Below are 24,661 nucleotides of genomic sequence, written 5' to 3'. Positions count from 1 at the left end.
TCGCCCCAGGCCTCAAGCCCCTGAATTTCTTAAGGAGAAGTACCCGAATGCCGACGCAGAAGCCCTCGAAGGCGTCCGTGAAGCCCACCAAGAAGAAGGTGGATCCGGTGATCCGCAAGAAGAAGGCACCGGACAGTCCCGCGGCGAAGGGTGCTGGGGTGAAGGCTGGGACCGAGGAGCAGGAGCCCCTGGAGGCCAAGGAGGCGCCCGCCGAGGTCGAGACGAAGAAGAAGAAGAAGGGCGTCGTCTCCGCGGACGTGGACCCCGAGGAGGCCGCTGAAGAAGCCGCCGCCGCCGTCGAGGTGGACCCGGACGCCGTCGAGGACGACGTCGAGGAGGACCCCGTCGCCGAGCGCAAGGAAGTGAAGGACCTGCTCGCCCAGGGGCGAGAGAAGGGCTTCCTCACCTACGACGAGGTGAATGACGCGCTGCCCGCCGACATCGTGTCGTCCGATCAAATCGACGACGTGATGAGCATGTTCGGCGACAACGACATCGAGATTGTCGATGCGCAGAAGGCTGCTCAGAACAACGAGATCAAGCCCACCGTCACCGTCGAGGATGAGAAGGACGAAGACGACGAGCCGGGTGGCAAGTCGAACGACCCGGTGCGCCTGTACCTGCGCAAGATGGGCAGCGTCAGCCTGCTCACGCGCGAGGGCGAGGTCGAAATCGCCAAGCGCATCGAGGAGGGCGAGAAGGAAGTGCTGCGCGCCCTGCTCGCCTGCAAGGTCGCCGTCGAGGAGATCCTCGACATCGGCAACAAGCTGAAGACGGCCAAGCTGCGCGTGCGCGACGTCATCAAGGACGCGCCCGAGGAGGCCCAGGCCGAGGGCGCCGAGGAGGCGCCCGAGGAGGTCGGCGAGGGTGACGCCCCGGCGCAGCTGGCGCAGAGCGAGCTCAACAAGATTGAGCAGATCTGCAAGCAGATCGAGCGCTTCCGCAAGTTCGCCAAGGACTGCGACGTCTTGGAAGAGGAGCTCATCTCCAAGAAGAAGCTGACCGAGGTGCGCAAGAAGGAGCTCAAGCAGGAGATGAAGGACCTCCGGACCAAGATGATGGAGGTCTTGGAGGAGATGCGGCTGAACAAGAAGCAGGTCGACCGCATCGTCGTGAATCTCAAGGGGCTCATCGAGCGCGTTGAGAAGGCCGAGGACGAGCTTCGTGATTTGGAGCGCCGCTACGGCATCTCCATGAAGGAGCTGCGCCCGCAGCTGAAGGAGTCGCGGGAGAATCCGAACATCGGCAAGAAGCTGCAGAAGCAGCTCAACCTCACGCCCGAGCAGCTCGAGGTCCTCGACCGCGACGTGCGCACGGCGGTTCGGAAGATCAAGAAGGTGGAGGAGGAGGCCAACCTCCCCGTGGATGCGCTGCGCCGCAACTACGACGCCATCCGCCTGGGCGAGAAGCGCGCCGAGCGCGCCAAGAGCGAGCTGGTGGAGGCGAACCTGCGCCTCGTGGTCTCCATCGCGAAGAAGTACACGAACCGCGGCCTCCAGTTCCTGGACCTCATCCAGGAGGGCAACATCGGCCTGATGAAGGCCGTGGACAAGTTCGAGTACAAGCGCGGCTACAAGTTCTCGACCTACGCCACCTGGTGGATTCGTCAGGCGATTACCCGCGCCATCGCCGACCAGGCCCGCACCATCCGCATCCCGGTGCACATGATCGAGACCATCAACAAGCTCATCCGCACCAGCCGCTACCTGGTGCAGGAGATTGGCCGCGAGCCGACGCCGGAGGAGATCGCGGAGAAGATGGAGCTGCCGCTCGACAAGGTGCGCAAGGTCCTGAAGATCGCCAAGGAGCCCATCTCCCTGGAGACGCCCATTGGCGAGGAAGAGGACAGCCACCTGGGCGACTTCATCGAGGACAAGAGCCTCGTGTCGCCGGCGGACGCGGTCATCAACATGAACCTGGCGGAGCAGACCCGCAAGGTGCTGGCCACGCTGACGCCGCGCGAGGAGAAGGTGCTCCGCATGCGCTTCGGCATTGGCGAGAAGAGCGACCACACGCTGGAAGAGGTGGGCCAGGACTTCGAGGTGACGCGCGAGCGCATCCGTCAGATTGAGGCCAAGGCGCTGCGCAAGCTGCGTCACCCCAGCCGCTCCAAGCGCCTGCGCTCGTTCGTGGAGAGCTGACGCCTTCCTGACGGCTCCACCATGAGCCGTCCCGGGAAGCGCGCGAGGCCCCCGCTCCTTCATGGACCGGGGGCCTTCGTGTTTCTAGAGTCGGGCGCCGTGGCGCTCTCCAAGTCCAGGACGAAGTCCCGAGCGGAACCCGAGGCCTCGGCTCCGCCGAAGCGTCCGCCCTTCTCCGAGGCGGTGTGGCGCGCGGTGCGAGCGATTCCGCGAGGCCAGGTGCGCTCGTACTCGCAGGTGGCGCTGTATGCGGGCCGGCCCGGCGCGGCGCGCGGCGTGGGGCGCGAGATGGCGACGCTGCCTCCAGGGCGGGAGGTGCCGTGGTGGCGTGTCACGAAGTCGGGCGGGACGCTGGCGACCACCGTGGCGAGCGAGCAGGCGAAGCGCCTGCGCGCCGAGGGCGTCACGGTGGAGCAGCGGGGACAGGTGTTCCGGGTGAAGGTGGCCGAGACACCTGAGGCGGCCACGAAACCGAAGGCCGCTCGCAAGAAGGTCGCCGCTACCGCCAGGAGGAAGGGCTGACACGGGCGCCGCAAAGCCTCACGCCGACGCGGGAGGCAGCGTCAAACCAGGGGCGGGTGGCGCTTGCCAGCAACGCATGCGCGGCGATATGCCAGCGTGCACGCGGGTCGTTGATGCATGGGGGCCCTTAGCTCAGCGGTTAGAGCTGTCGGCTCATAACCGATTGGTCCCTGGTTCGAATCCAGGAGGGCCCACTCCCCTTCCCCCGCCCCGGAAATCTCCCGGCAGCGGCCGCGCGTCGGGTCGGCGCCACGGGTTCCGCACAACGGGCGCACCTGGCGGGCCACCCACGGCCAGCGAATCGACGAACGAACCAGACCTGGCTGGGCAGACGCAGTGCCGTTGCCCCTCGATTCGGTGCCTACATCCTCTCCTCGCATGCATAGGGCGGGGAGCCCGCTTCGATGCATTGGCCATAGGCACGTGTCCCGTCCGTTGCGCATGCATAAGGCGGGTAGCCCGCTTCGATACACATGGCATAGCCAATCTTGCTTTGCGGCTCGCAGGCGTATGGCGGGTAGCCCTTCTGGACGCATCGGCCGTAGGCCTGCGTTCCGTTCATGGCGCAGGCGTGTTCCACGTAACCCGCCTTGACGCACATGGCGAAGCCGGAATCGCCGTCTCTGGCCAGCACGAGCGCCGGGTAGCTGGCACCAATCATCCAAGCCACCAGAAGCAGTCCGTGGCGCAGAGAGGCTCTGGTGTGCGCGGAAAGGCCACTTCGAGTGCGGCTGCGAATCGTCGTATCCACGTGATCTCCTCGCGCCGGAGAGTGCACCGCCCGAGGTCGTCGCAGGCGGGCCCCATCGCGCCAGACCGCGCTGGGTCCAGATGCATGAACCAGACGGCGAGGAAGGCGCCTTATTCAAGGGTGGAGCGACCTGGGCCTGCTCCACTTCAGTGAACATCGACTCCATGCGCGCGACACCGGTCGGTCATCGGCCGGTGAGTCTGGCGTCTACCTGCCGGGCACGCTGCCATTATTTGGCATGTCTTTGAACGACAACTACTGCCAGGACAACGTCCTCATCGACTGAGGGTGGGCATCCAACAGGTGGACTGGGCAACTCGTAGGGTCTCCCTGGACGCCACACATCGCGGCAGTTCAGAGGGTTGCGTCGGACTCCGTGAAGCGCTTCACAGGCTGGCTGTGAAGCGCTTCAGAATGGGCTGGGCGGCGTCCCAAAAAATCCCAGGGCCGCCGCGAAAGCCCCAGCGGTCCCCTCCAACCTCGTTCCCGCTCCTGTCACGGACGCGGCGACAGATGCGAAAGCGGAGCCCGAGGCCCAGAGCCTACCGCCGCCACTCCGGAGGAACGCTCTTCTCCGCGGCGTAGCGCTCGAGCTCGGCGAGCTGCTGGTTCGCCAGCTTCAGTTCCTCCTCGACTTCCAATTGGCGCTTCACCACCGGCTTGCCGGAGGACTCGTCCTTGCGCAGACGCGCGCGCTCCTCCTCGAAGCGGGCGACACGCGCCCGGGCCTTGACGAAGGACGAGCGCCACCGCTCCTCCTCTTCCCGTGAGCGAGTCCCCGCCAACCTCTGCTTGAAGCGCTCTTTCTCCCAGCGCTGGATGCCCGTGGGGTTCCGGCTCCACGTCTCACGGGCCTCCCGCACGTCCTTGAGCGACACCTCGATGCGCTCCTGGTTCTCACCACTTCCCTGCCCTGACTTCACCCAGGCCGTGCCGACTTCTGGCAGCGAACAGGTCTCGACGGGCAGCCGCGCGCCGCCAATGTGGATTCCCCGGGTGAGGCCTCGCGAGAGGAACCAGCGCAGCCGCCGTGAGTCCTCCTGCGCCGCCAGGGACTGGCTCAGGGGCCGCCAGTCCTCGAACTCCAGGTCCAGCGTGCACGTCTTCCCCTCCGTCTCCAGCTCCATGCGGCGCTTCACGGCCGTGGGGGGCGAATCGAACCGCTCGACGACCAGCACGAAGAGCCCCAACCCTTCGACCCGCTGCACCGAGAGGACCACCTGCTGCTCGGTGTCCACCTGGAAGCGCCGCACCTCGCGCTCCTCGTCGCGCGCCACGCGCTCGAGCAGCTCCGTCCACCGCGCCGTGGACTCGGGCGTGGTGGGCACGGAGACGAGCTTGCTCGCGTAGGCGATGGGCAGCGCCAGCCCCAGCCCATCCGCGTTCTCGATTTTCATCGAGACGACGCCCACCACCTCGCCACGTCCATTCAACAGGGGCCCGCCGCTGTTGCCCGGATTCACCGAAGCATTGAATTGCACATAGCCGGTGCCCAGGTACTGCCGGCCCACGAAGCCCACCTTCCCCTCGTGCACGGTGAAGTCCAGGCCCTTGGGGCTGCCGATGAAGACCAGCGGGTCTCCAGGCTCCAGGCGCGTGACGTCCCCCAGCGGCAACGGTGCGGCCTTCGCGCCCACGACGCGGACGGTGGCGAGGTCCAGGTCCACGTCACTGGCGACCGTCTCGCCAAGCAGCTCCCGCCCGTCCGCGAGCACCGCCGTCATCAGCTTGCCTGGCGGACACACCACATGCTCGTTGGTCAGCACCAGCTCGGAGTCCACGAAGAAGCCCGAGCCCGTCTTGCTGCCACACCGCAGGGTCAACGTGCTCGGGCCGGCGCGGCGTGAAATCTCCGCGGTGGAGAGGGCCGAGGGCACGGGGGCTGCCTCGCTCGGCGGGTCTTCACCCGTGGCGAGGGCCAGGACATTCGAGCGCGTGCGCTCGAAGCGAGGAGAGCGGGCCACCCAGATGCCGCCCAGCACCCCGACCAGGATGCAGGCCCCCACGAGCGCCCTCAGGAGTCCGCGAGAGGACTCCTGGGCGGGGACCACCGACTCCACGAAGGGCCGCAAGTCCGCGCGGGCGCCCTGGGCGCGCAGCACGTCCAGGAGCTTCTCGGCGAAGGCGCGAAAGACGCCACGGGCCAGGGGAGCACCCGCCGTCGCGAGCAGGCTTCGCGCCTCGGAGAACGAGGGCGCGGGTGGCCCCAGCAGCGAGATGGCCCGGGCCAATGCGAAGCGTGTCCGCTCGTCAGCCACCGCGTCTCGCAACACCACGTCGACCCGGAGGCTGGCGCCGCACACACAGCGCGCCACGCTCCCCGCATCCGGAGCACCACACCGGAGGCACCTCAGCTCGACCGACTCCGACATTCCCGCGCTCCCCCTGCGACGACCCTGCCCCCCCCCATCATGCCTCCGAACGCGCGTAGAAGTCCCGGGCCACCCGCATCTCGTCTTTCCATGGGCATCCGAGGCCACGTCTCACGCCCAGGTGTCCACCCATCCCAAAGACAGCCCACAGAGGATGAGGGGCACATCTGGGATTGCGAGTTCGTGGACAATGGGCGCAACGCGTCAGCAGGGTAGCGCTTGACGCAAACCCCGGGCCCGCAGTTGGATTCGAGGGCTACAATTGCAACGGGGTTTCCATCATGGTTCTTCGTGTACTGGCGCTCGCGGCTTTCGTTTCCATCGTGGGTTGTGGCGGAGCAGAAGTCGCGGAGGGCACCGAGACCGGCGCCCTTCCCGAGCAGGACGTGTCCGCGCAGGCCGCCACCTGCGAGTCCCTCCAGGGCAGGGGGTGCAACCCGGACCGGGAGATTGGCTGTACCTTCGCCAACGGCACGCCGGGTTATTGTTTCTGCCAGGCCATTCCCCACAACAAGTGGGTCTGTATGTCCAACTGAGCATTGAAGCCGGGCCTGGAGAAAATCTCCGGGCCCGGCCGCGGAAAACTCAAGCCACGTCCACCGGGACGGTCTGCACGAAGGGCACCTGGAGGTCCGTGGGGCGCATCAGCTCGGGGCGGCCCCCCGGGGTGCCACCATTCTTGAAGGCGTTGAGCTGACCGGCGAGGGTCCACTGTCCCGGCCGGTTGTCGGTCCCCTGGGAGTAATGGATGAAGGGCGTGGCGCCCGTCGGGTCGCCGTGCTTGCCAGTGGGGTGCGAATAGTCGCTGGGCGTGAGGCTCCCCGCTGGCCTGAGAGTCGGGTGCTGCGAGAGGAAGCCGTCCAGCTCCGCCTTGCCGTTCCTCGAGTAGTCCGCGTGGTGGAGAAAGGACAGGTTGTTGGCCTTCGTGTCGTGCAGGGCATGAATGGCGCAACCGTTGAGCGCGCCCGTCACCACCGTGGTCGGCTCGCCCGGACGCGGATGCAGCGGCACCCCCTGGATGCCCGCGAACTTGCCCTCGCCCGTGGAGAGGTAGTGCATGTAGTGCGCCGGGATGCCCTGACCACCAGCGGGCGAGACAGACAGGTTCGTGTTGCCCTGATGCTGGTGGGCATTGAGCGTCACCTTCGAGTCACTCGCGTTGACGAAGGGCTTCTGGGCGGTGGGGAGGGCCACACCCTGGGGCGCGCCGCCCGGGAACATGTTGTAGGCGTTCAGGACGTTCTGCCCCGAGTAGCCCAACGGGTTCGCACCGAACGACGAGGTGACGTCCTTGCCCGGCTGCTTCGTGGGCGGCGTGTTCACCTTGCTGCCCTGCGCGTCGAACCCGTCCTTGACGGGGCCCGGCTTGGACGTGGGCTTCGACTCCACCGGCGGAGGAGCGCTTGGCTTGTTCGTCCCGCTCGCGGAGGAAGAGGGGCTCTTGGGCACGGAGGGACTCTTGAAGCCGCCGAACTTGATGCCTTTCATGGGAGGGATTCCTGTCGTCGATGGGGTTGGGGGCTTACCGGGGGACGCTGGCTCAACCCATCAGCAACTCCCGGGCCAGGAACTGCGCCGGCAGCGCCCACGACGGAGTTCCTGTCAATACCAGCGGTTGCGGGACGCCAATGGAGGCAAGGCCCCGCCCGAAGCCGCGCGACCTGGTGACGGGGGTTCGTGCCCTGGTGACTCCCGTCACCACCCACCGGGCGCTGACTTCGCTGGAGACGGCGATGCGCCCGAAAAGATGTTGGCAACGGAGCCGGCTCACGCGGATGGGCGTTCACCTCCGCCATGAGCGCCTGCCGCGGTTGCTCCGTGCGTTCACCCTCTGTGACATGGTTGTCTCATCAGTCCTGGTCATGGCGAGGGGCAACCAACCCCACCTGCTATCATATGCCTGCCCAGGCCCAGGCCCTCCCCCAACGATTTCGATCACCTATCGTGCGGGTGCCCTGCCTGCTTCAGGGAGTCCCGAGCGCATCCAGGCGCCCCTGGCCTATTGGGAGGCGCGGGGGCACGAAGGGCGGATGTGAACACCAGCGGACACTCATGCCCTCGGGGGCAGGTTGCCCCCGGTGTTTGTCAAATCCTCCGCGACAGACACCCAAGGAGTCGTCCTGCCCAGCCCAACCCATGGCGTCTATCATTGCCATGCCGTGACTGGCTTTCTTCCCGTTTGCAGGGAAGCCGCGTGGAAACAGCCTGACGCTGGCGAGGCGAGCGAAGGTCCCTCACCGGGTTGTCCCGCCCTGAAATGCCAGGGATTGGCCATCCATGGAGCACGTCACCTCGGAAACGTTTTCCCTGAAATGCGGTTTGATGGCAGGAATCAACTCCGCTAGACAAGCCCCTGCCACGCGCCACCAAGGCAAACACACCCATCGTCGCCGGCGCCTGAGCGGCCGCCCGGATGCTGGCCGTCTGCCTTGCTCATTTCAAAGTGTATCACCAGCAGCAAGGAGGCAGCATGAGTAGACGCAATGATGACAGGTCCGGAAATGGTACCGAGCAGACGGGCCGCACAGGGGCGATGCAGCCCCGCGTGGCGCGTGCCAAGCAGGTGCGCAAGCTTCGGGAGAAGAGCAGCCTGGCGCTTCCCGCGGTCGTTGTTTCCACCCAGGGCGGTGAGGCCAAGACGCCCAAGCAGGGCCGGTTGCGCCAGCTCAAGGCGACGAAGCAGCTCGCCGCGAAGCTGACCGGGCTCCAGGGGGGCGGCTCGGAGAACAACAAGGTGTCGCTCGCCAAGCCCATGCAGTTGCGCCAGTTCAGCGCGCGGAAGAGCTTCAAGCTCGCCCGGAGCGCCACGCTGACCGGGGCGGGGGGAGTGCTCGGCAAGCAAGGCCTCGCGCGCACCGCGCAGGTCCGTCAGTTCGGCGCGAAGAAGCAGGCCGCGCGGAAAGCCGAGACTGCCTAGTCGTCCCGAGATGAACCCGGACCGCACCGGCGCCGCGCGTGCCGGTGCGGTCCCTTTCCCAGGCCTTCCGCAAAGGACTCAAACCCATGCACCACACCCAGCTTGCACTGACCGCCGCGATGCAAGAAATCGAGGGCGGCTCCATTGGCTATCTTCCGGTGTCTCCCCTGGAGCTGCTGCGGGAGCGGGTCCTCTCCGCCATCGAGCACGTCCCCTTCTACCGCGAGCTGTACAGCCCGTTCGGCGCCGTCCCGTCCGGCGCGGGCTTCCTCGACTGGTTCCAGCAACTCCCCATCGTCAACAAGTCCCAGCTCCAGGCAGCAGGCGAGGCCCGCCTGCTCAACCCCTGCTACTCCTCCTCCGAGTTGATCCGCCGGCCCACCAGTGGCAGCACGGGCGTGCCCTTTGCCCTGCTCCTGGACAGCCGCGTCTTCGTCTTCCGCAAGTGGCGCTTCCAACGGCCCCACCAGCACCTCGTCTCGAGCGAGGCGAGCAAGCTCACGTACATCTTCCCGTGGGACTTCGTGGTCCGCACCGCGCAAGATGCGCGGAAGCCGGCGGCCAACGGCGCCCAGGGGGAAGCACCACCTCCTCGGACGCCCGCGCGGACGGAGGTGCGTGAGCTCAAGGAACACACCCAGCGCTTCACCGCCATGGCGAAGAAGGCGAAGCGACACGGCACGGACTCTCCTCCCGAGGCCCCGCAGGCACAGGGCGCGAGCAAGGCCATCACGGTCAACTCGCTGCTGCCGCCCTCGGAGCTCTATGCGGCACTGGCGGAGCTCGAACCCAAGAGCCTCATGGGCTTCGCGAGTGTCATCGCCGCGCTCGCCCGCTGGATGGACGAGGAGGGCCTGCGGCTGCCCACCGTCCAGCAGGTGTGGACGACGTCGGAGGTCCTCTCCCTGGAAGGCGCGGCGGACATCCGGCGGGCGCTGGAGTGCGAGCCGCTGAAAATCTACGCGAGCAACGAGTTCGGCTTCATGGCGTGGCAGGCCGCGAAGGATGCGCTGCTGCAGGTCGAATCCGACCGCCTGCATCTGGAGACCCTGCGGAGGGATGGGCAGGGCCTCGCGGGGACGGGGGAGCTGTCCCGGCTGGTCGTCACGGACCTGATGAATGACACCATGCCCCTGATTCGCTACGACATCGGAGACGTGGCGCGTCCACGAGAGCCCGTCTCGGTGACGAGCACACTCGTGTGCGCCACCCTGGACGGACTGGAGGGCAAGGAGGCCGACATGCTCCAGCCACCCGATGGCCGCTCGGTCACCACGTTCCAGATCCTGGGCGCCATCAAGGACACCCTCCCGCATGCCCAGTACCGCGTCATTGGCCTGTCCCCCGAGCGGTACGTCATGCAGTACCTGCCTGGGGTGGGGTTCGAGCCCGCGAACCTGGATGCAACCACCGCGAGGCTGAAGTCCATCCTGGGCGAAGGGGTCCAGGTGCTCACCCACCGCGCGGAGACCATCCAGCGCGAGCCCTCCGGGAAGCTGCGCCCCATCATCAACCTCGCCCGAATCCCGGTAGGGGCGCGGCGCAAGCAGGCGGAGCAGCTCGGGGTGCTCCATCTGCTGGAAGTGGACGAACAGCAGGTGGCCCGCGAGGTGGTCTCCGCCGCGCTCGCGAAGGTGTTGCCCCTGTTCAAGGACACGGGCGCCCTGAACGAGTCGCTGGAGCTGTACGCCGACCTGGCCATCAGCTCGCTCCAGTTCGTCCAGCTCCTGTCCACGTTGGAGAAAGAGCTGTCGCTGGACATCGACGATGAGGACCTGCTGGATGCCGAGCTCGTCACCGTAGGCGACCTGGTGGGCTTCGTGGTGGGCATTACCCGCAAGTGAGTCATTGCCGTCCGGCCCCAGCTTCGAGGTGTGCAAGCCATGTCGAAAACCCAGGGGATTTCAATCCCGAAGCAATGGTGCAACTTCCTCTACGACTTTCCGCAGTACGCGGGGCAGGACGTTCCCAGGGGCGTGGCCCTGCTCACCCAGGGCACCCGCCGCGTGAGTGTGGTGCCGCAACAGCCGCTCTCCCTGGTGACGCAGTCCAACAGCATCAGCGAGCCGTACCATGAGATTCCGGAGCGGCTCCTGGAGCTCTACTCGCAGTACCGGCCAACGCCGCTGCGGCGCGCTCGGGAGCTGGAGCGCCGCCTGGGGGCCAACGCTCGCATCTATTACAAGTACGAGGGCCTCAACGTGTCCGGGAGCCACAAGCTCAACTCGGCGCTGGCGCAGGCCTACTACTACGCCAAGGCGGGCATCCAGGAACTCGTCACGGGGACGGGCGCGGGGCAGTGGGGGACCGCGCTGGCCTATGCGTGCAAGCTGTTTGGTCTTCGCTGCACGGTGTTCATGGTGGGCGCCAGCCTGCGCCAGAAGCCGCAGCGCCGCGCGATGATGGAGCTGTTCGGAGCCACCGTGCACGAGAGCCCCAGCGACGCCACCGAGGTCGGTCGCAAGGCCACTCAGAAGGACCCGGAGCGCGTGGGCAGCCTGGCCATCGCCACCGGGGAGGCCTTGGAGGTCGCGCATGGTGGCAAGCGCGTCCGGTTCGCCGTGGGGAGCGGAGAAAACTGCGTGCTGCTGCACCAGACGCTCATCGGCGGCGAGGCTGTCGAGCAGATGGGCGCGCTGGGGGAGTTCCCGGACCATGTCGTTGCGTGCATGGGGGCGGGCAGCAACTTCGGTGGGGTTGGCCTGCCCTTCCTCCGCGCGGCGCGTGAGCGGGAGCGTTCCGTGAGGCTGCTGGCGGTGGAGCCGGCCGCGTGCCCCAAGCTCACCCGGGGCCTCTACGCGCTCGACATCAACGACTTCTCAGGCACCACACCCATCAACCGGATGTACACGCTGGGAAGCAACTACATCGCCCCGCCCATTTTCGCCGGAGGGCTGCGCTACCACGGGACGTCGGCGTTCCTGAGCGCGATGCTCGCGGACAAGGGGTTCGACGCGATGGCGGTGCCCCAGCGAGAAGCCCTCTCCGCGGGGCTCCTCTTCGCGGAGTGCGAAGGCCTGCTTCCCGCGCCCGAGTCGGCGCACGCCATCGCGGGGGCGCTCGACCTCGCGCGCAAGCACCCGGGCGACGCGCCGCCGAAGGTCATCCTGCTCAACATCAGCGGTCATGGGCTCTTCGATTTGAGCGCCTATGAACACTGCCGGAGCGACACCCTGGCCCCGGACGCCCCAAACGAGGCGCTGTTGTCCGAGAGCCTTCGCCATGTCCGGGAATTCAACACGCGCATCACCGGGGCGTCGTCGTAGTTCCTCGCGAGCAAGGACAGGAGCCAGACCATGGATGGCAATGCTTTGCCCGCGGAGCCGCCGGAGCTGCAAGCGGCGAGGATGTTCGGACAGTCGCTGGGTGTGCCCCGCATCGGTGTCGGTGCGGAGGCATGGTTCCGGGAGTCCTGGACGAAGGCCGCCGGGTTCGGAGTCTTCGAGGTGCTCATGCCCGACGGTGCGCTGGATGCGCCGACGGTGCTGTCCGTCCTGGAGGGGCTCGGCATGGGGTGCAAGGGGGGCGGCTTTCCCCTGGGGCTCGGGGCGCACTGCTTCGGCTTCGCCTCGGGCCTGCTGCGCTTTGGCGACGAGGAGCAGAAGCGGCTCCTGCCCTCGCTGCGGGACGGCTCCGCGATTGGCGCGCTCGCCGCCACCGAGCCCGGCGCGGGCTCCGATGTCATGTCCCTCCGGACGCGCTTTCGCGTCGAGGGCGACACGTGTGTCCTGACCGGGGACAAGTGCTTCATCACGAACGCCCGTGAGGCAGACTGGTTCCTGGTGCTGGCGACCAAGAACCCGCGCCTGCATTACCGAGGCGTCAGCGCGTTCCTGGTACCTCGGAGTGCACCGGGGGTGGAGGTGGGCATCGACGAGCCCCGCATGGGGATGCACGGCTGCTCCGTGTGCTCCGTGGGATTCGACGAGGTCCGCGTGCCGCGGAGCGCGATGGTGGGCTTGTCGGGACAGGGGGCCACGGTGTTCCAGCATGCCTTGCTGTGGGAGCGGAGCATGCTCGCGGGGTTCCACCTGGGGATGATGCGCAAGCAGTTCCTGACCTCGCTCAGCTACGCGAAGACGCGGCAGCAGTTCGGCCGGCCGATTGGTGCACACCAGCAGGTCGCCGCGCGGCTCGTGGACATGCTGGTGCGCTACCGGACGTCCGCGCTCCTCGTGAGAGAGACGGTGACCCGACTCGTGGCGGGTGTCCTGACAGCGGGCGAGGCGAGCCTCACCAAGCTGTATGTCAGCGAGGCGGCACTCGCGTCGGGGACGGATGCCTTCCGGGTTCACGGAGGCATGGGGTTCATGGAGGGCTCGGACGTCGGCGTCGAGCTGCGTGATGCACTGGGAGGCATCCTCTATTCGGGAACCTCCGAAATCCAGAAGGTCATCATCGCTTCCGAGCTGGGATTGGACCCCTGAGCGGGAAAGGCACTCAAGATGCGTCAGCAGACCTTGTCGACCGTCCTCCTGGACGCGGCGTCGCGCTTCACCTCGCGCACCGCGCTCATCACTCCCGCCAAACGGCTCACCTATGGCGAGCTGATTGAACGCGCGCTGCGGCTCTCCGCCTATCTGGTGGAGACAGGGCTGCGCCCTGGAGGGCGGGTGGCCATCTGCCTGCCGAAGGGGGAGGAGCTGTCCATCGCCATCTACGGCGCGCTGCTGGCGGGCGCCAGCTATGTGCCCATCGACCATGCGACGCCCGCGGCCCGGGCCCGGCTCATCCTGCGCGACGCGGAGCCGGGGCACCTCATCACCACGCAGCATGTCGCGGACGCCCTGTTCCGTGACGAAGCAAGAGAAGGGCTGTGGGCCGCGCGCCAGGAGGTGGTGGTGACGCTGCTGACAGCGTTCGTTCCCCAGGAGGTGGACCGGGTCTCCTGGTGCGAAGCGCTCTCCCGAGCGCCGCTGTCCCAGGCGGTTCCCGTCCAGGAGCAGGCTGTCGCGTATGTCCTCTACACATCGGGGTCGACTGGGAAGCCGAAGGGCGTGATTCAGGCGCATCGCGGCGCGGTGGCGTTCGTGGAGTGGGGGGCACGGCACCTCGGCCTCGGGCCGGAAGACGTGCTGTCGCAGCATGCGTCACCCTCGTTCGACCTGACCATCTTCGACTTCTTCGCCTCCGCCGTGGTGGGGGCCGCGCTCACGCCGGTGCCGGAGTGGCTGTTCGGTCAGGTGGCGAAGACGTGCCGGTTCATCATCAAGAGCGGCATCACCGTCTGGTACTCCGTTCCCTCGGTGCTGCTCCGACCCGACGCGGGGACACCGCTGCGCGAGCTGGCCTCCTCGTCGCTCCGGCACGTGATTCTCGCGGGGGAGGTCATTCCCAAGCCCGGGCTCCAGGAACTGGCGCGGCGGCTTCCCGTCGGGTGCACGCTCTCGAACTGGTTCGGCCCGACAGAGACGAATGTCTTCACCTTCCACGACATCGGGCCGGAGGACCTGGCTTCGGAGGGTCCGGTGCCCATCGGCCTGCCGTGTCCCTATGCGGAGATTCGACTGGAGGACGGCTCGGGTGCGCCCACGGAGGAGGGAGAGCTCCTCGTCTGTGCGCCCACCGTGATGGAGGGCTATCGCGGGCTGGATGCGCTCACCGCGCAGCGCTTCGAGCGAGGGGCGGATGGCCGCACGTTCTTCCGCACGGGGGACATGGCCCGCTTCGAGAAAGGTCGACTCATCTTCCTCGGACGACGTGACCGACTCGTGAAGGTGCGCGGGTATCGCGTCCAGCTTGAGGAACTGGAGCATGTGCTCCAGGCTCACCCCGCGGTGACGGAGGCGTCGGTGGTGGTCCTTCAGGAGAGCGGCGTGGAGCTGCTTGGCGCGGCGCTCGTCCTGCGGGCTCCATCCGAGGCACTGCTTGACGACGTCCGGCGGCACTGCGCCGAGCGGTTTCCTCCGTACATGGTGCCGTCGAAGCTCCTGCCCGTGGACGCACTCCCCCGGAACAATCGGGGGAAGATCGATGCCCAGCAGGTCATGGAGCTGCTGTCCCGGCCTGTGAATCCCCCTGAAACGATGCCGTCGCTCCGGAGCGGGAGCGCCTGAGGAGAGACCCATGTTGATACCGCGGTCCGAAGTCCTGCGTGGCTCGGAGTTCGAACATGATGCGCCTTCCCTGGGTCGCAAGAAGGTGGCGCATGTCCAGGTCCCCTCGGGGCGTCCACCTCTGGCGGGATTCCGCGTCTGCTATCTGCTCCATTCCTTTGGAGGGGACCGGCACTCCTGGGCGCGGCAAGGGGACGGCTTCCTGACGGGGCTCGCGAGTGACGTCCTGTTTGTCTTCCCCGAGAGCGGCCGGCGCTGGTTCATGAACGACGCCTCCGGGAAGCGCTACGAGGACTACCTGCTGGCGGACCTCATCCCCACCATCGAGGCGACGTATCCGGTGGATCGGGCCGCGCGGTCTAGAATCATCGGCGGCTTCTCCATGGGCGGCGCGGGAGCGATTCACCTCGCGTTGCGCAACCCTGGGGTGTTCTCTCGTGCGTTCGCCGTCGCCGGAGCGTTCTACGCGTCGGAGCGGCAGGGAGACCCCTACGCGTCGATGCGGGGTGGTGCGTGCATGATGCCGACCGAGCAGGAGCACGACCGCGTCTGGGGGCCCGTGGGTAGCGAGGTGCGACGGGCGTATGACACGGGGCGGCTCATCGAGGGCGCGGCGGCGGGGCGGGCGCCCGCCCTGGCCTTGGAGGTCGGCATCGAGGACTACCCCCGCGTGGTGGAGATGAATCGCCGGGTGCACCGGGCACTCGACGCGGCGGGTGTCGCGCATACCTACGAGGAGCACCCTGGGGACCATGGCTGGCCTTATGCGACCCGTGCGGCCACCCGGCTGCTGGGGCGGCTCCTGGAGCCATCTACGGGGGCCCCGGATGCTGGGTGGCCCAGTGCGCGAGTCGGGTGACGGTGCCGTGCAGGTGCTCCGGGCTGTCGGTAAGGGCGGCCAGGGTCTCGCGCAGCAGATCCCTCCCCCGCATCAGTTGGCCACGCGCCTTGGGGGCGGGGATGCCGAGCACGTCCGCCATCTCCTCCGAGGAGAGATGCTCTCATGAGGTGCGCGGCGGGGGCCTGGCTAAAGACAACCCACGGAGGATGACGAGCTCCTCTGGGATTGCATGCACGGGATGCCGACCGTGGGCGCGCCGAAGAACTCGTAGTTGCGCCGCGAGGCCAGCGCTCTTCCTGCATCATCGCCAGAAGGCCCGAGTCAGTTTATCATGCTTTTCCATGTAAGCCTGTTCAGGCGTTCCTGTGTGCCCTAGGCTCGTGGGAAGGGCGCACAACTCCTTCTCAATCCAGGACAGTCCCATGCGGGTTTCCCAACCACTCCCGACCGCCAGTCCCCTCGTTGCCCGCGCGCTCTTCCTGGCGATGCTCGTGCTTGCTGTCGGCATGTCGGCATGCCTCGCGCAGGAGGACGCCAGGAGCACGGAGCAGAGGCGCGAAGGGATGTCGACCGGAGACGAGGAGGAGCCCGAGTCCTGCGAGGAGTGTGACGGAGGCCCTGACGCCGGGGACGCGGGAGATGCGGGTGACGCCGGGGACGCGGGCTGTGATCCTCCTGAGCAGGAGTTCACCGAGACACCCACCTGTGAGGACGACGCGGGAGTGGACGCGGGCGCGGATGCGGGCGCCGACGCAGGCACCGGCACCGATGCGGGCCGCGACGCGGGTTCGGACGGCGGTGGCGGCGGCGGTGGCGGTGGTTCAGACGCGGGTTCGGATGGAGGCGCCGACGCGGGTGCGGACGGCGGGCGGGACGCGGGGGCGGGACCTGGCGCGGATGCGGGCACGGATGCGGGCGCCGACGCAGGAACCGACGCGGGCGCCGCCCTGACCGAGTGGCCGACCGTGCAGGCCTCCTTCGCGCCCCTGGCCCCGCCCACTCCCGTCCTGAACCCCACGCCGACCACGGCGGGCGACCGGACGAATGGCGCGGAGCGCTCTCGGATGCGCATGCGCTGTGGCATGTGCGAGCTCCGGCCCAGAGGTCCCATCGACCCGAACAAAGTGCCCCACATCTCCGTGCATGGCATCGGCGCAGGCCCCGAGGTGATGGACCCGGCCATCAACAACTTCCCGTCCAATGCGCAGGTCTACGACTTCTTCTATCCCGACAACCGGCACCCCATGGAGACGGCGGACTGCCTGCGCAACGCCATCATTCAGGCACGGGGAGCGCACTCGGGGACGACCGTGCAGGTGGTGGCGCATTCCCTCGGCGCCATCATCGCGACGGGCGCGGACCACTCGCTCGCGGACCCGGAGTGGATGCCTACGGAGGTCCCCACCAACTGCGGGTTCATGAAGAAGGTGCGCGGCCGGCACCGCAATGGCTTCGTGCTGGAGCCGGCACCGAGCCCGAGTCAGCTCGACCTCCGGATGACGTTGATCGACCCGCCCTTCCAGGGGTTCACGGATGCTCCGCTCATCGTCTCCGATTGCGTGCCCGGACCGGGAGACCTCACCGCGGGCAGCGCGCTCATGCAGACGCTGAACACCCGGCCCACTTTCTCCAGACAACGCAGGGTGTTCTATGCCAACCGCGCGAACGACGACAAAGCCCGTGACCTCACCGAGTTCGATGACGCGGACCTGGAGCTGATCTGCAAGGCCATCCGAGGGGAGACCGTGCGCACCCGGAAGTTCGGCCTCATCAACGCGTGGAACGCCGTCAAGAACCTGCGGGGGCCAGGAGGGAAGAAGCTCAAGGACGCCCTGGGCTGCGGCGGCTGCTCCGCGGCACGCATCAAGGAGCTCGCCGGGCAGGTGGCACCCCGGTTGCCGGGCGACCACACCGAAGTCATCAGGGAAATCACCTTCTGACTCCTCCTCCTGGGACGATGGAAAGGGCCGCCGCGCCGGGCGGCACATGAGACTCGCTCTGGCTCATCCCCGAAGCAAAGCGTGTCGCATGGCCGCGCGGAGGGTGGCGTCGGAAGCCCGTCAGTCCACCCGCGCCTCCGGGAGATTTCCGGGGGCCGCGAGGTCCTGCTTGGAGACGGCGGAGTAGGGACAGGGGCGCAGAGGAGAGGCGTCCCGGTGGGGCTCGGGTGGGACTCGCAGCCGGGCCGTCTCGGTCTGCGCGGTCTGCTCGGTGCAGATGCTGCCCCAGTCCGCGCCGGTGGGAACGGGGAGCAGGGGGATGGAGCTCTGTGGGAGCTGGAGCAGCGTGCGGACCTGCGCGCCATAGCGCGCGCCCATCCACGCCTTCGTGGCGCAACACTTGTCCGGCGCGTAGCAGATGTTCTTCGCCTCGACGGGCACGTGGCGGAGCGCCTGATAGAGGTCCTTGCCCTTCGCGATGCGCTCCATCACCTGCTGGCATTTCTGCTTGCGGGCCTCGCCCGTGAGGTTGCCGGCTTCAAACGACATGTCCCGGTAGGCGTTGAACAAGGACTGCAGGGAGTCACTCACCGTCTGCCGGGCAAAGGCCCACTGTCGCTGCTCCACCACGGGGCCGCTGTCGGTCTCCCGGGGAAACAACTTCCCATCGCCAAAGCCCGTCCACTCATTGCCCGACACGCTCTTGAGCCGTGCACCAAAGTGGTTGAAGCCCGAGTGGTATTCCTCCTCGCCTCGCATGTGGCGCACCCAGTTCAGGTTGTAGGAGGCCAACCGGCTGGAGCGAGGAGCAGGCAGCGGCTTGGGGACCGACGCGGCGGTCTCTCCCTGCGCGTTCATTCCCCGCATCCATCGGAGCGTCTCATTGTTCTCGGGCGTGACGCGGTTGGACGCGTAGATGCCCTTCACCGTCTCTTCCCGGCTGGTGATGAGGTGTCCGGGCGCGAAGAGGTCCGTCAGACTGTGCAGCCCGTTGGCCTCGTAATGCAGGGCCTTCCAGAGGTGGGCCTCCTCGCGCGTCTCGACGGCGAGCCGGGCGTAGTAGAGCGCCTGGCGGTGCATGGCCACGTACCAGCGCAGCGCATGCTCCTGGAAGTGCCAGTCGTTGGTGAAGGCCAGTCGCATCATCTCATCGCCCCACCACGGGCCATCGGTGGGGGTTCCCCCCGAGTCCCCCGTCGCATTTCCCAACGCACCAAACGGAGGAACCTCTCCACGACCGATGTTGCGCAGGTGGCCCAGCAGGCTGGGGTCCATGTGCGTCGCCGCGTCACCGAGCGCGCACGTCCTGTCCTGCTCGTCGCAGGTGACGGCCCGTCGATAGTCACCGTAGAGCGCGATGAGGTCTCCGAAAGTGAGGTACTCCCCTCCCCCGGATGGATGGATGGAGTCCCCGACCCAGACGAGCACGGGGCTGATGGGGGGCGCGGCGGGCGGCACATAAAGCGCTCGGATGTAGGGGAGCTGGCCGCTGGTCTTGTTGTCCACGTAGCACTGCTGTCGAGCCATCAACTCCTGCTTGAAGGCCGCTTGTGAGCGCTGGTCCACCAGTCGGATTCCATCAGGGGTGCTGGGCTTGAAGGTCTTCATCAGGTCGAACTGGATGAAGTCCTGCCCCGTGCCGGAGCGTGCCGTCCGCGTCATCACCCGCCAGGGGCGGCAATTCCTCTCCTGGGGTTGGTTGCACAGCGGAATCAGGGAGCTGCCCTCGTCTCCAAGTCGCTTGTGCTCGTCGGAGTTGAAAGCGAAGGCGGAGGCGCCGTGCAGGAGGAGCAGCAGCGGCAGGATTCGCGTCAGGGTCTTCATCATGTTCTCCAGGGATGGCATTGGTCGGGCTCACGCGAAGCGGAGGGCGTAGTTGCCGAGGAAGAGGTCGACTTCGCCCGGCTCGCCATCGAAGCCGATGGCCGCGGGCGACTGGCCGTAGCGGTCGATGATGGGTGACTCGCCCTGGGCGGCGACCCGGTAGAACTTGATGTTGAGCGAGGCGCCCGGCGCCACGCGCGCGCCACGCGGCAGCCGTGTCTCCACCCGAAGCTTTCCCTTGAAGCGAGGCGGGAGCATGACGGGCTGAGACGTGAACAACTCGGCCTCCGGACGGCTGACGCTCCAGGCCTGTCTCAAGTGGGGGTCATCGCAGCACGCCTGCACCGCGGTGCCCACGGGGAGCTGGCGGGCGGCGATGACGAAGCGGTAGCGCGTGTGGACGGGGTCCGGATTGGTGAAGCCCGTGTCCACCAGGTGCTCCTGGCGCGTGGTGGGCACCACGGTGACGTTGCGGTGGCAGACGCCTGGATTCTCGCGAACCCAGCGGGCGTACTCCTCGGAGGTGATTTCGTCGGCGGGCAGCGGGTTGGCGTGTCCCTCCGTCACCACCCGGGCGATGAGGCACGGATGCGTGCCCATGGGAGAAGGCGGACGCCACTCGAAGTGCTCGCTGGAGCAGACGAAGTCGTTGGCTCCACCGCTCACCTGCACGTAGTCCGTGAGGCCCGTGGCCGTGCGCAGGACCTGGTGCTTCCAGTCGCGCGGGTGGGTGAGCAGCGCGGAGTCGGACCAGTAGAGGAAGACGCGACCCGACTGTGGCGTGGACTTGTAGTTCCACCCTCGCACGTAGATGTTGTTCAGCACGCCCGCCAGCACGTTGCGGCCAGCGTCCTCGGCCCAGGTCCGGCGCTGCTCCTCGGGCGAGAGCTCCTCGGCCTGCATCGGGATGATGTCGGGGGAAATCCACCACGACACATTGGGAGAGGGGATTCGTCCGTCGTCATCGAGGGAGTCCCTGAGGTTGATGTCGCTCCAGGGCGTACGGGTGGCGTCATGGCCAGGCATGCTGTGCTCCAGGTGGGTTGTGAGAGGTGCTCCGCGCTCACGCCGTGGCGGCGGAGCGCGGTTCGTCAGGGCTTCATGAGGGACGCGAGGCCCGGGTCAGACGCCGCCGCCCTTCTTGATGACGACCTCGGGCGAGATGTCCACGGGAGGCGAGCCCGTGCCCTCCGGCGAGGACCGGAGCACCAGTCGCCACGTGGCCAGGCGCTCCGGGTGGGCGAAGTCCTTGCCCAGCTCCCCGTTGATGCCGCGCACGGTGAAGGGCCGCTCCAGCCCGCTCTCCACGTGGAGCGCATGACCGCTCAGCGTGGCCCGCTCCGGCTGGGTGACTTCGACGTGGACCCCCTCGCTGTGCGCGTCCTGGAACGGCACGACGACCTGGTCCCCGGACCGCAACAGGGGCTGGGTCGAGTGCGTCATGAGCCGAAGCTGGATGTCCGAGTCCATCGACTCGGCGCGGAGCAGCACGCGGCGGGTGTCCATGGGGAGCTCGTACGTGGCGGGGGGACTGGCGGTGTCGGGCATCGGGACTCCTGGGTGAAGTGACTCACCCATGGAAGTGTCGCGAGCCTCCGGACTGTTCATTCACGACGCACGATTTCTTCACCGGGCCGTCGTTTCGCGGCAGCGCCGGGGGCCCGCGAGCCAGTCGGAGACCTGCTTCGCCCGCTCGGCACCGGCACCCTTCAGGGTGGCGTAGACGTCCAGCGCGTCCTGGGCGAGTCGTCGCGCCCGGCACGCCTCCCGCCCTTCCCTGTCCAGCACGCGAGCCAGCGTCCACCGCACGTCCGCGAGGTCCACCGGCCGGCCCGGAGTGGCCTCTCGCAGGCGCAGGGCCTCCTCCAGACTGTCCCGGGCCCTCGCCAGCCGCCCCAGCCGCAGCAGGGCTCCGCCCTTGGAGGCCAGCACCAGCGCGCGCAGCCGCTCCCGGTTTCCTCCCGCGTCCCGTGCCAGCTCGGCCTCGGCCTCCTCGAGGATGCGCACCGCCTCGGCGTGCCGGCCGAGCTGCACGAGCGTCTCTCCCAGGTAGCTGAGCGTCTGGATGCGCTCGGCGTGTCCCGGGGGAAGCGCGAGGCGCTGCGCGTCCAGCGCGCTCCGGTACGCCTCCAGTGAGGGCTCCAGCTCCCGGCGCCAGTAGTGCACCACCCCGAGTGACAGCTCCGCGTCCGCGCGCGCGGGGTGTCCTTCGGGGAGCACGCGCCGGTAGATGTCGCGGGCGCGCCGTGCATGCTCCAGCGCCTCGTCGCGACGTCCCGTGGCGAGCATCAGGCTGGTCAGCGCGAGGTGGGCGCGGCCGACGTCGCGGTGCCAGTCCCCATGGGCCGCGCTCCAGAGCGCGAGGGCGCGTTCGAGGCGGGTTCGACTGCTGTCCATGCGCCCCATCGTGAGCTCGAGCGTGCCCAGGTCATGGAGCGCGCGCGCCACCTGCGGATGTCCAGGGCCCAGCTCCGCTTCCATGAGGGCCAGCGACTCTTCGTAGGCGGCCACGGCGGGGCCGGTGTCCCCCCGGGATTCGAGCGCGTTGGCCAGCCCCAGCAGCGCACTGGCGAGCGCGACGGGGGCATTGCCTGCCTCTCTCAGCATGGCGACGGCTTCGCGGTGGTGGGGCTCCGCGCGCTCGGGCTGGCCTTCCACGTACTCCAGGCGTCCCAGGTAGGTGGTGAGCTCGGCCCGTCGTGGCCCTCGCGTGACGCCGATGCGAGCCAGCGCGGCGCTCGCGCGACGAGACCAGTCCCGTCCTTCCCGGGGCGCCTCCAGTTCGCGGACGGCGGTCCGGGTGAGGAAGGTCCAGAGGTCCGCCGCCACGTCGTCGGCCCTGTGGGCCTCGGCCAGGTCCACCGCGGAGCTCAGCGAGGCCACGGCTTCCACGAGCTTGCCGGTGGCCGCCTGGAGTCGGCCCACCTGGAACAGGGCCTCGGCGCGCACGGGCGGGTAGTCGAGGACGTCGGCGCGGGTGAGCGCCTCGCGGGCCTCGGCCAGTCCTTCGGCATAGCGGCCGGAGAGTTCCTCGGCGCGGGCGTGGTCCAGGCGCGCGCGCACCGCGTCGATGGCCGCGCGCGCCGCGGGAGCTTCCGGGAGGGAGGGCAGTCGCTGGAGGGCCTCCAGGTCCGCGCAGCGTGACGGCGCCGACAGCCGGGAGACGGCATCCACCGCGCTCTCCAGCGTGGCGGGGCCCGCCTGGGTGAAGGCGTGAAGCAGCCCCTCCATTTCTCGCGCGGAGCGGTCCAGGCAGGCAGTGCGCAAATCGAGCAGCGCCGGGGACTGCACCTTGTAGACGTGCGAGGCCTCGCAAGCGGCCCGGCGCTCGCGAGCCCAGGCCGACGCATGGGCGTCGAGCCCGCGCACCACCCGGAGCGCGGTGTCCATCGCGAAGGGGCGTCCCTCCCGAGACAGCGCGGCGCGCACCGCGTCCGCGCGAGTCGGACTCCACACCTGGCCGAGCTCGGTGCCCGCCTGGGCGCAGGTCGCCTCCGCGTCCGCGCCGGGCCGGGCCACGACACCGGCGACGAGGCCGAGTCCCACCACCGTCGCTGCCACCACGCCAAGTCGCTGCCGCCGGGGCTCCGGGGCCAGCGCGGTCAGCAGCGCGTCCAGGTTCGCGTGGCGCGCGGCGGGTGTCATGGACAGCCCACGCTCCAGCGCGGCACGGACTCGCGCGGGGACAGGGCCGCGCGGGGGCCGTTGAAGCCTGCCGGCGAGCACGGCGGCGCGGAGCTCGTCGCTGTTCGCGCCCGCGAAGGGGAGCGCGTCAAACAGCGCCTCGTACATCATGGCGCAGAAGCTGAACTGGTCGCTCGCCGCGTCGGCTTCCGCGCCGCGCCAGACCTCGGGTGCCATATAGGCGGGCGTTCCAACGCGGGTGCCCGTCTGGGTGAGTCGCACCGAGGCGTCCTCACCGCCGCCAGGAGGACTGGGGGGCGAGGTGTCGGAGGTGGACCGGGCCAGGCCGAAGTCCGCGATGCGGGCCCGTCCGTCGGCGCCCACGAGCACGTTGTCGGGCTTGACGTCGCGATGGACCAGTCCGGCCGCATGCGCGGCGGCGAGGCCGCGTCCCGCCTGGATGACCACGTCGAGCACCGTGCGCCAGGTCCGGGGCTCGGCTCGCAGCCACTGACGCAGGCTCTCGCCCCGCACGAGCTCCATGGCGATGAACAGCCGTCCCTCGAAGTGCTCCACCTCGTAGACGTGGACGATGTGGGGATGGGAGAGCTGGGCCAGCGCACGCGCCTCGCGGAGGATTCGCTCCCCGGCGGGGGCCTCCAGCTCGGGCAACATCAGCTTGAGGGCCACCTTGCGCTCGAGCCTGTCGTCGTAGGCGCTGTACACCTCCCCCATGCTCCCGGCGCCCAGGCGTTCGAGCAGGACGTAGCGGCCGACGCGCGGTGGCTCCACGGGGATGCCCAGCACCCGGGCGCGGCTGGCTGCCTCCAGTCGTCGAGACTCCAGGTCGGCGGATGGCGCCGCCTGGGCCACGCGTGCGCCAAGTGACGAGGGAGACGTGGGGTCCGTCATGGGGCGGGCCTCCGACTACCCGCCATCCAACCGCGCACGGAGCTGGGCGGCCCAGTGCTCGAGTCGGGTGACGGTGCTGCGCAGGTGCTCCGGGCTGTCGGTGAGCGCGGCCAGGGACTCGCGCAGCAGCTCCCTCGCCCGCATCAGCCGGCCGCGCGCCGTGGGGGCGGGGATTCCGAGCACGTCCGCCATCTCCTCCGAGGAGAGCTGCTCCCAGTAGTGCAGCTCCAGCACGGTCTGATGGGTGACGGGGATGCGACGCAGGGCTTCCAACAGGAGACGTTGCTCCTCCTGCCGGGCGTGGATGCTGCTGGGCCCGGGAGCGAGGTCCTGGATGGACACCGTCTCCAAATCCACGGGCTCACGCGCGCGGCGGCGCAGGTGCGCGCACAGCACGTGGTGCGCGACGCCGAAGACGTAGGAGCGGAAGGTGGCGCTGCTCCGGACGCGCTCCAGTCCCTCCACGCAGCCGGTGAAGGTCTGCTGGATGAGGTCCTCCGCGCCGACGGAGAGCTTGTTGCGGAAGTAGCGGGCGAGCGCCGGGTAGTACCGCTCGAAGAGTCGCGTCCCCGCTCGACGGTCTCCGGCCTTCCACGCGGTCAGCAGCGAGACGTCGTCATCCATGGCGCGGCGCTCTCACGATGTATCAGGGAGACTGCCTTCTGCTGACCGCCCGTTCGTGGAGGGTATCCGCGGACGGGGCCAGCCCTTGTCGGAGCGTAGGCGCCGGAGTGGAGGTGGGCAAGGAGCCGCGAGGACTC

At 68.4% G+C, this 24,661-nt stretch carries 18 protein-coding genes and 1 tRNA gene; 11 read left to right on the top strand and 8 right to left on the bottom strand.

The genetic code is table 11. The features are described from left to right. Window positions 1-47 precede the first annotated feature (47 nt). The 3 genes from rpoD to G4D83_RS01370 all read left to right on the top strand — a co-directional run bounded on the left by rpoD (window position 48) and on the right by G4D83_RS01370 (window position 2,857). Window positions 48-2,141 (top strand): RNA polymerase sigma factor RpoD, encoded by a 2,094-nt coding sequence (gene rpoD / locus G4D83_RS01380; RefSeq protein ID WP_163861717.1) that lies wholly within the window; start codon window positions 48-50, stop codon window positions 2,139-2,141. Between the two features lie 99 nt (window positions 2,142-2,240). After that, window positions 2,241-2,663 (top strand): MGMT family protein, encoded by a 423-nt coding sequence (locus G4D83_RS01375; protein ID WP_176437460.1) that lies wholly within the window; start codon window positions 2,241-2,243, stop codon window positions 2,661-2,663. Window positions 2,664-2,784: 121 nt separating this feature from the next. Beyond that, window positions 2,785-2,857, top strand: a tRNA-Ile gene (locus tag G4D83_RS01370). A gap of 167 nt (window positions 2,858-3,024) precedes the next feature. Here the strand turns inward: G4D83_RS01370 and G4D83_RS01365 are convergent. Both G4D83_RS01365 and G4D83_RS01360 read right to left on the bottom strand, forming a co-directional pair. Continuing rightward, window positions 3,025-3,414, bottom strand: a complete 390-nt coding sequence (locus G4D83_RS01365) for a hypothetical protein (protein WP_163861714.1) — start codon at window positions 3,412-3,414, stop codon at window positions 3,025-3,027. A 542-nt stretch (window positions 3,415-3,956) separates the two neighbouring features. Next, window positions 3,957-5,786 (bottom strand): S1C family serine protease, encoded by a 1,830-nt coding sequence (locus tag G4D83_RS01360; RefSeq protein ID WP_163861711.1) that lies wholly within the window; start codon window positions 5,784-5,786, stop codon window positions 3,957-3,959. Window positions 5,787-6,067: 281 nt separating this feature from the next. On the opposite strand from G4D83_RS01360, the gene G4D83_RS01355 reads away from it, so the two are divergent. Continuing rightward, a complete protein-coding gene (locus G4D83_RS01355) occupies window positions 6,068-6,322 on the top strand; it encodes a hypothetical protein (RefSeq protein WP_163861709.1) in 255 nt (84 codons plus the stop codon). 49 nt (window positions 6,323-6,371) lie between these two features. On the opposite strand, the gene G4D83_RS01350 is transcribed toward G4D83_RS01355, so the two are convergent. Beyond that, window positions 6,372-7,274 carry a hypothetical protein gene (locus G4D83_RS01350; RefSeq protein ID WP_163861706.1) on the bottom strand — a complete coding sequence of 301 codons (903 nt, stop codon included), beginning with the start codon at window positions 7,272-7,274 and terminating at the stop codon, window positions 6,372-6,374. 982 nt (window positions 7,275-8,256) lie between these two features. On the opposite strand from G4D83_RS01350, the gene G4D83_RS01345 reads away from it, so the two are divergent. From G4D83_RS01345 to G4D83_RS01315, 7 genes are all read left to right on the top strand, one after another. Beyond that, window positions 8,257-8,703, top strand: a complete 447-nt coding sequence (locus tag G4D83_RS01345) for a hypothetical protein (RefSeq protein WP_163861703.1) — start codon at window positions 8,257-8,259, stop codon at window positions 8,701-8,703. Window positions 8,704-8,789: 86 nt separating this feature from the next. Continuing rightward, window positions 8,790-10,547, top strand: a complete 1,758-nt coding sequence (locus G4D83_RS01340; protein WP_163861700.1) for a phosphopantetheine-binding protein — start codon at window positions 8,790-8,792, stop codon at window positions 10,545-10,547. 39 nt (window positions 10,548-10,586) lie between these two features. After that, complete coding sequence (locus G4D83_RS01335; RefSeq protein WP_163861697.1) at window positions 10,587-11,969, top strand: TrpB-like pyridoxal phosphate-dependent enzyme; 1,383 nt, start codon at window positions 10,587-10,589, stop codon at window positions 11,967-11,969. A 30-nt stretch (window positions 11,970-11,999) separates the two neighbouring features. Further along, on the top strand, window positions 12,000-13,130 hold the full coding sequence (locus G4D83_RS01330) for an acyl-CoA dehydrogenase family protein (protein WP_163861694.1): 1,131 nt from the start codon (window positions 12,000-12,002) through the stop codon (window positions 13,128-13,130). A gap of 18 nt (window positions 13,131-13,148) precedes the next feature. Beyond that, window positions 13,149-14,759, top strand: coding sequence for an amino acid adenylation domain-containing protein (locus G4D83_RS01325; protein ID WP_163861691.1), 1,611 nt, complete (start codon window positions 13,149-13,151; stop codon window positions 14,757-14,759). Between the two features lie 10 nt (window positions 14,760-14,769). Continuing rightward, on the top strand, window positions 14,770-15,618 hold the full coding sequence (locus G4D83_RS01320; protein WP_163861688.1) for an alpha/beta hydrolase: 849 nt from the start codon (window positions 14,770-14,772) through the stop codon (window positions 15,616-15,618). A gap of 545 nt (window positions 15,619-16,163) precedes the next feature. Next, the gene (locus G4D83_RS01315; RefSeq protein WP_163861685.1) at window positions 16,164-17,540 is read left to right on the top strand and encodes an esterase/lipase family protein; all 1,377 of its coding nucleotides are present in this window, start codon (window positions 16,164-16,166) and stop codon (window positions 17,538-17,540) included. 120 nt (window positions 17,541-17,660) lie between these two features. Here the strand turns inward: G4D83_RS01315 and G4D83_RS01310 are convergent, their stop codons facing one another. The 5 genes from G4D83_RS01310 to G4D83_RS01290 all read right to left on the bottom strand — a co-directional run bounded on the left by G4D83_RS01310 (window position 17,661) and on the right by G4D83_RS01290 (window position 24,524). Then, complete coding sequence (locus tag G4D83_RS01310; RefSeq protein ID WP_163861682.1) at window positions 17,661-19,367, bottom strand: hypothetical protein; 1,707 nt, start codon at window positions 19,365-19,367, stop codon at window positions 17,661-17,663. A gap of 27 nt (window positions 19,368-19,394) precedes the next feature. Continuing rightward, window positions 19,395-20,390 carry a PH domain-containing protein gene (locus G4D83_RS01305; protein WP_163861680.1) on the bottom strand — a complete coding sequence of 332 codons (996 nt, stop codon included), beginning with the start codon at window positions 20,388-20,390 and terminating at the stop codon, window positions 19,395-19,397. A gap of 96 nt (window positions 20,391-20,486) precedes the next feature. Next, entirely contained in the window at window positions 20,487-20,912 is a 426-nt protein-coding gene (locus G4D83_RS01300) for a hypothetical protein (protein ID WP_163861678.1), read from the bottom strand. Between the two features lie 78 nt (window positions 20,913-20,990). Further along, window positions 20,991-23,900, bottom strand: a complete 2,910-nt coding sequence (locus G4D83_RS01295; RefSeq protein ID WP_163861674.1) for a protein kinase domain-containing protein — start codon at window positions 23,898-23,900, stop codon at window positions 20,991-20,993. A 15-nt stretch (window positions 23,901-23,915) separates the two neighbouring features. Continuing rightward, a complete protein-coding gene (locus tag G4D83_RS01290) occupies window positions 23,916-24,524 on the bottom strand; it encodes an RNA polymerase sigma factor (RefSeq protein ID WP_163861671.1) in 609 nt (202 codons plus the stop codon). Window positions 24,525-24,661 lie beyond the last annotated feature (137 nt).

Origin of the sequence: Myxococcus eversor, assembly GCF_010894455.1 — a bacterium.
GTDB classification, from domain to species: domain Bacteria; phylum Myxococcota; class Myxococcia; order Myxococcales; family Myxococcaceae; genus Myxococcus; species Myxococcus eversor.
Note: the sequence above shows the minus strand (reverse complement) of the source record. Positions and strands in the feature narration are given on the sequence as shown.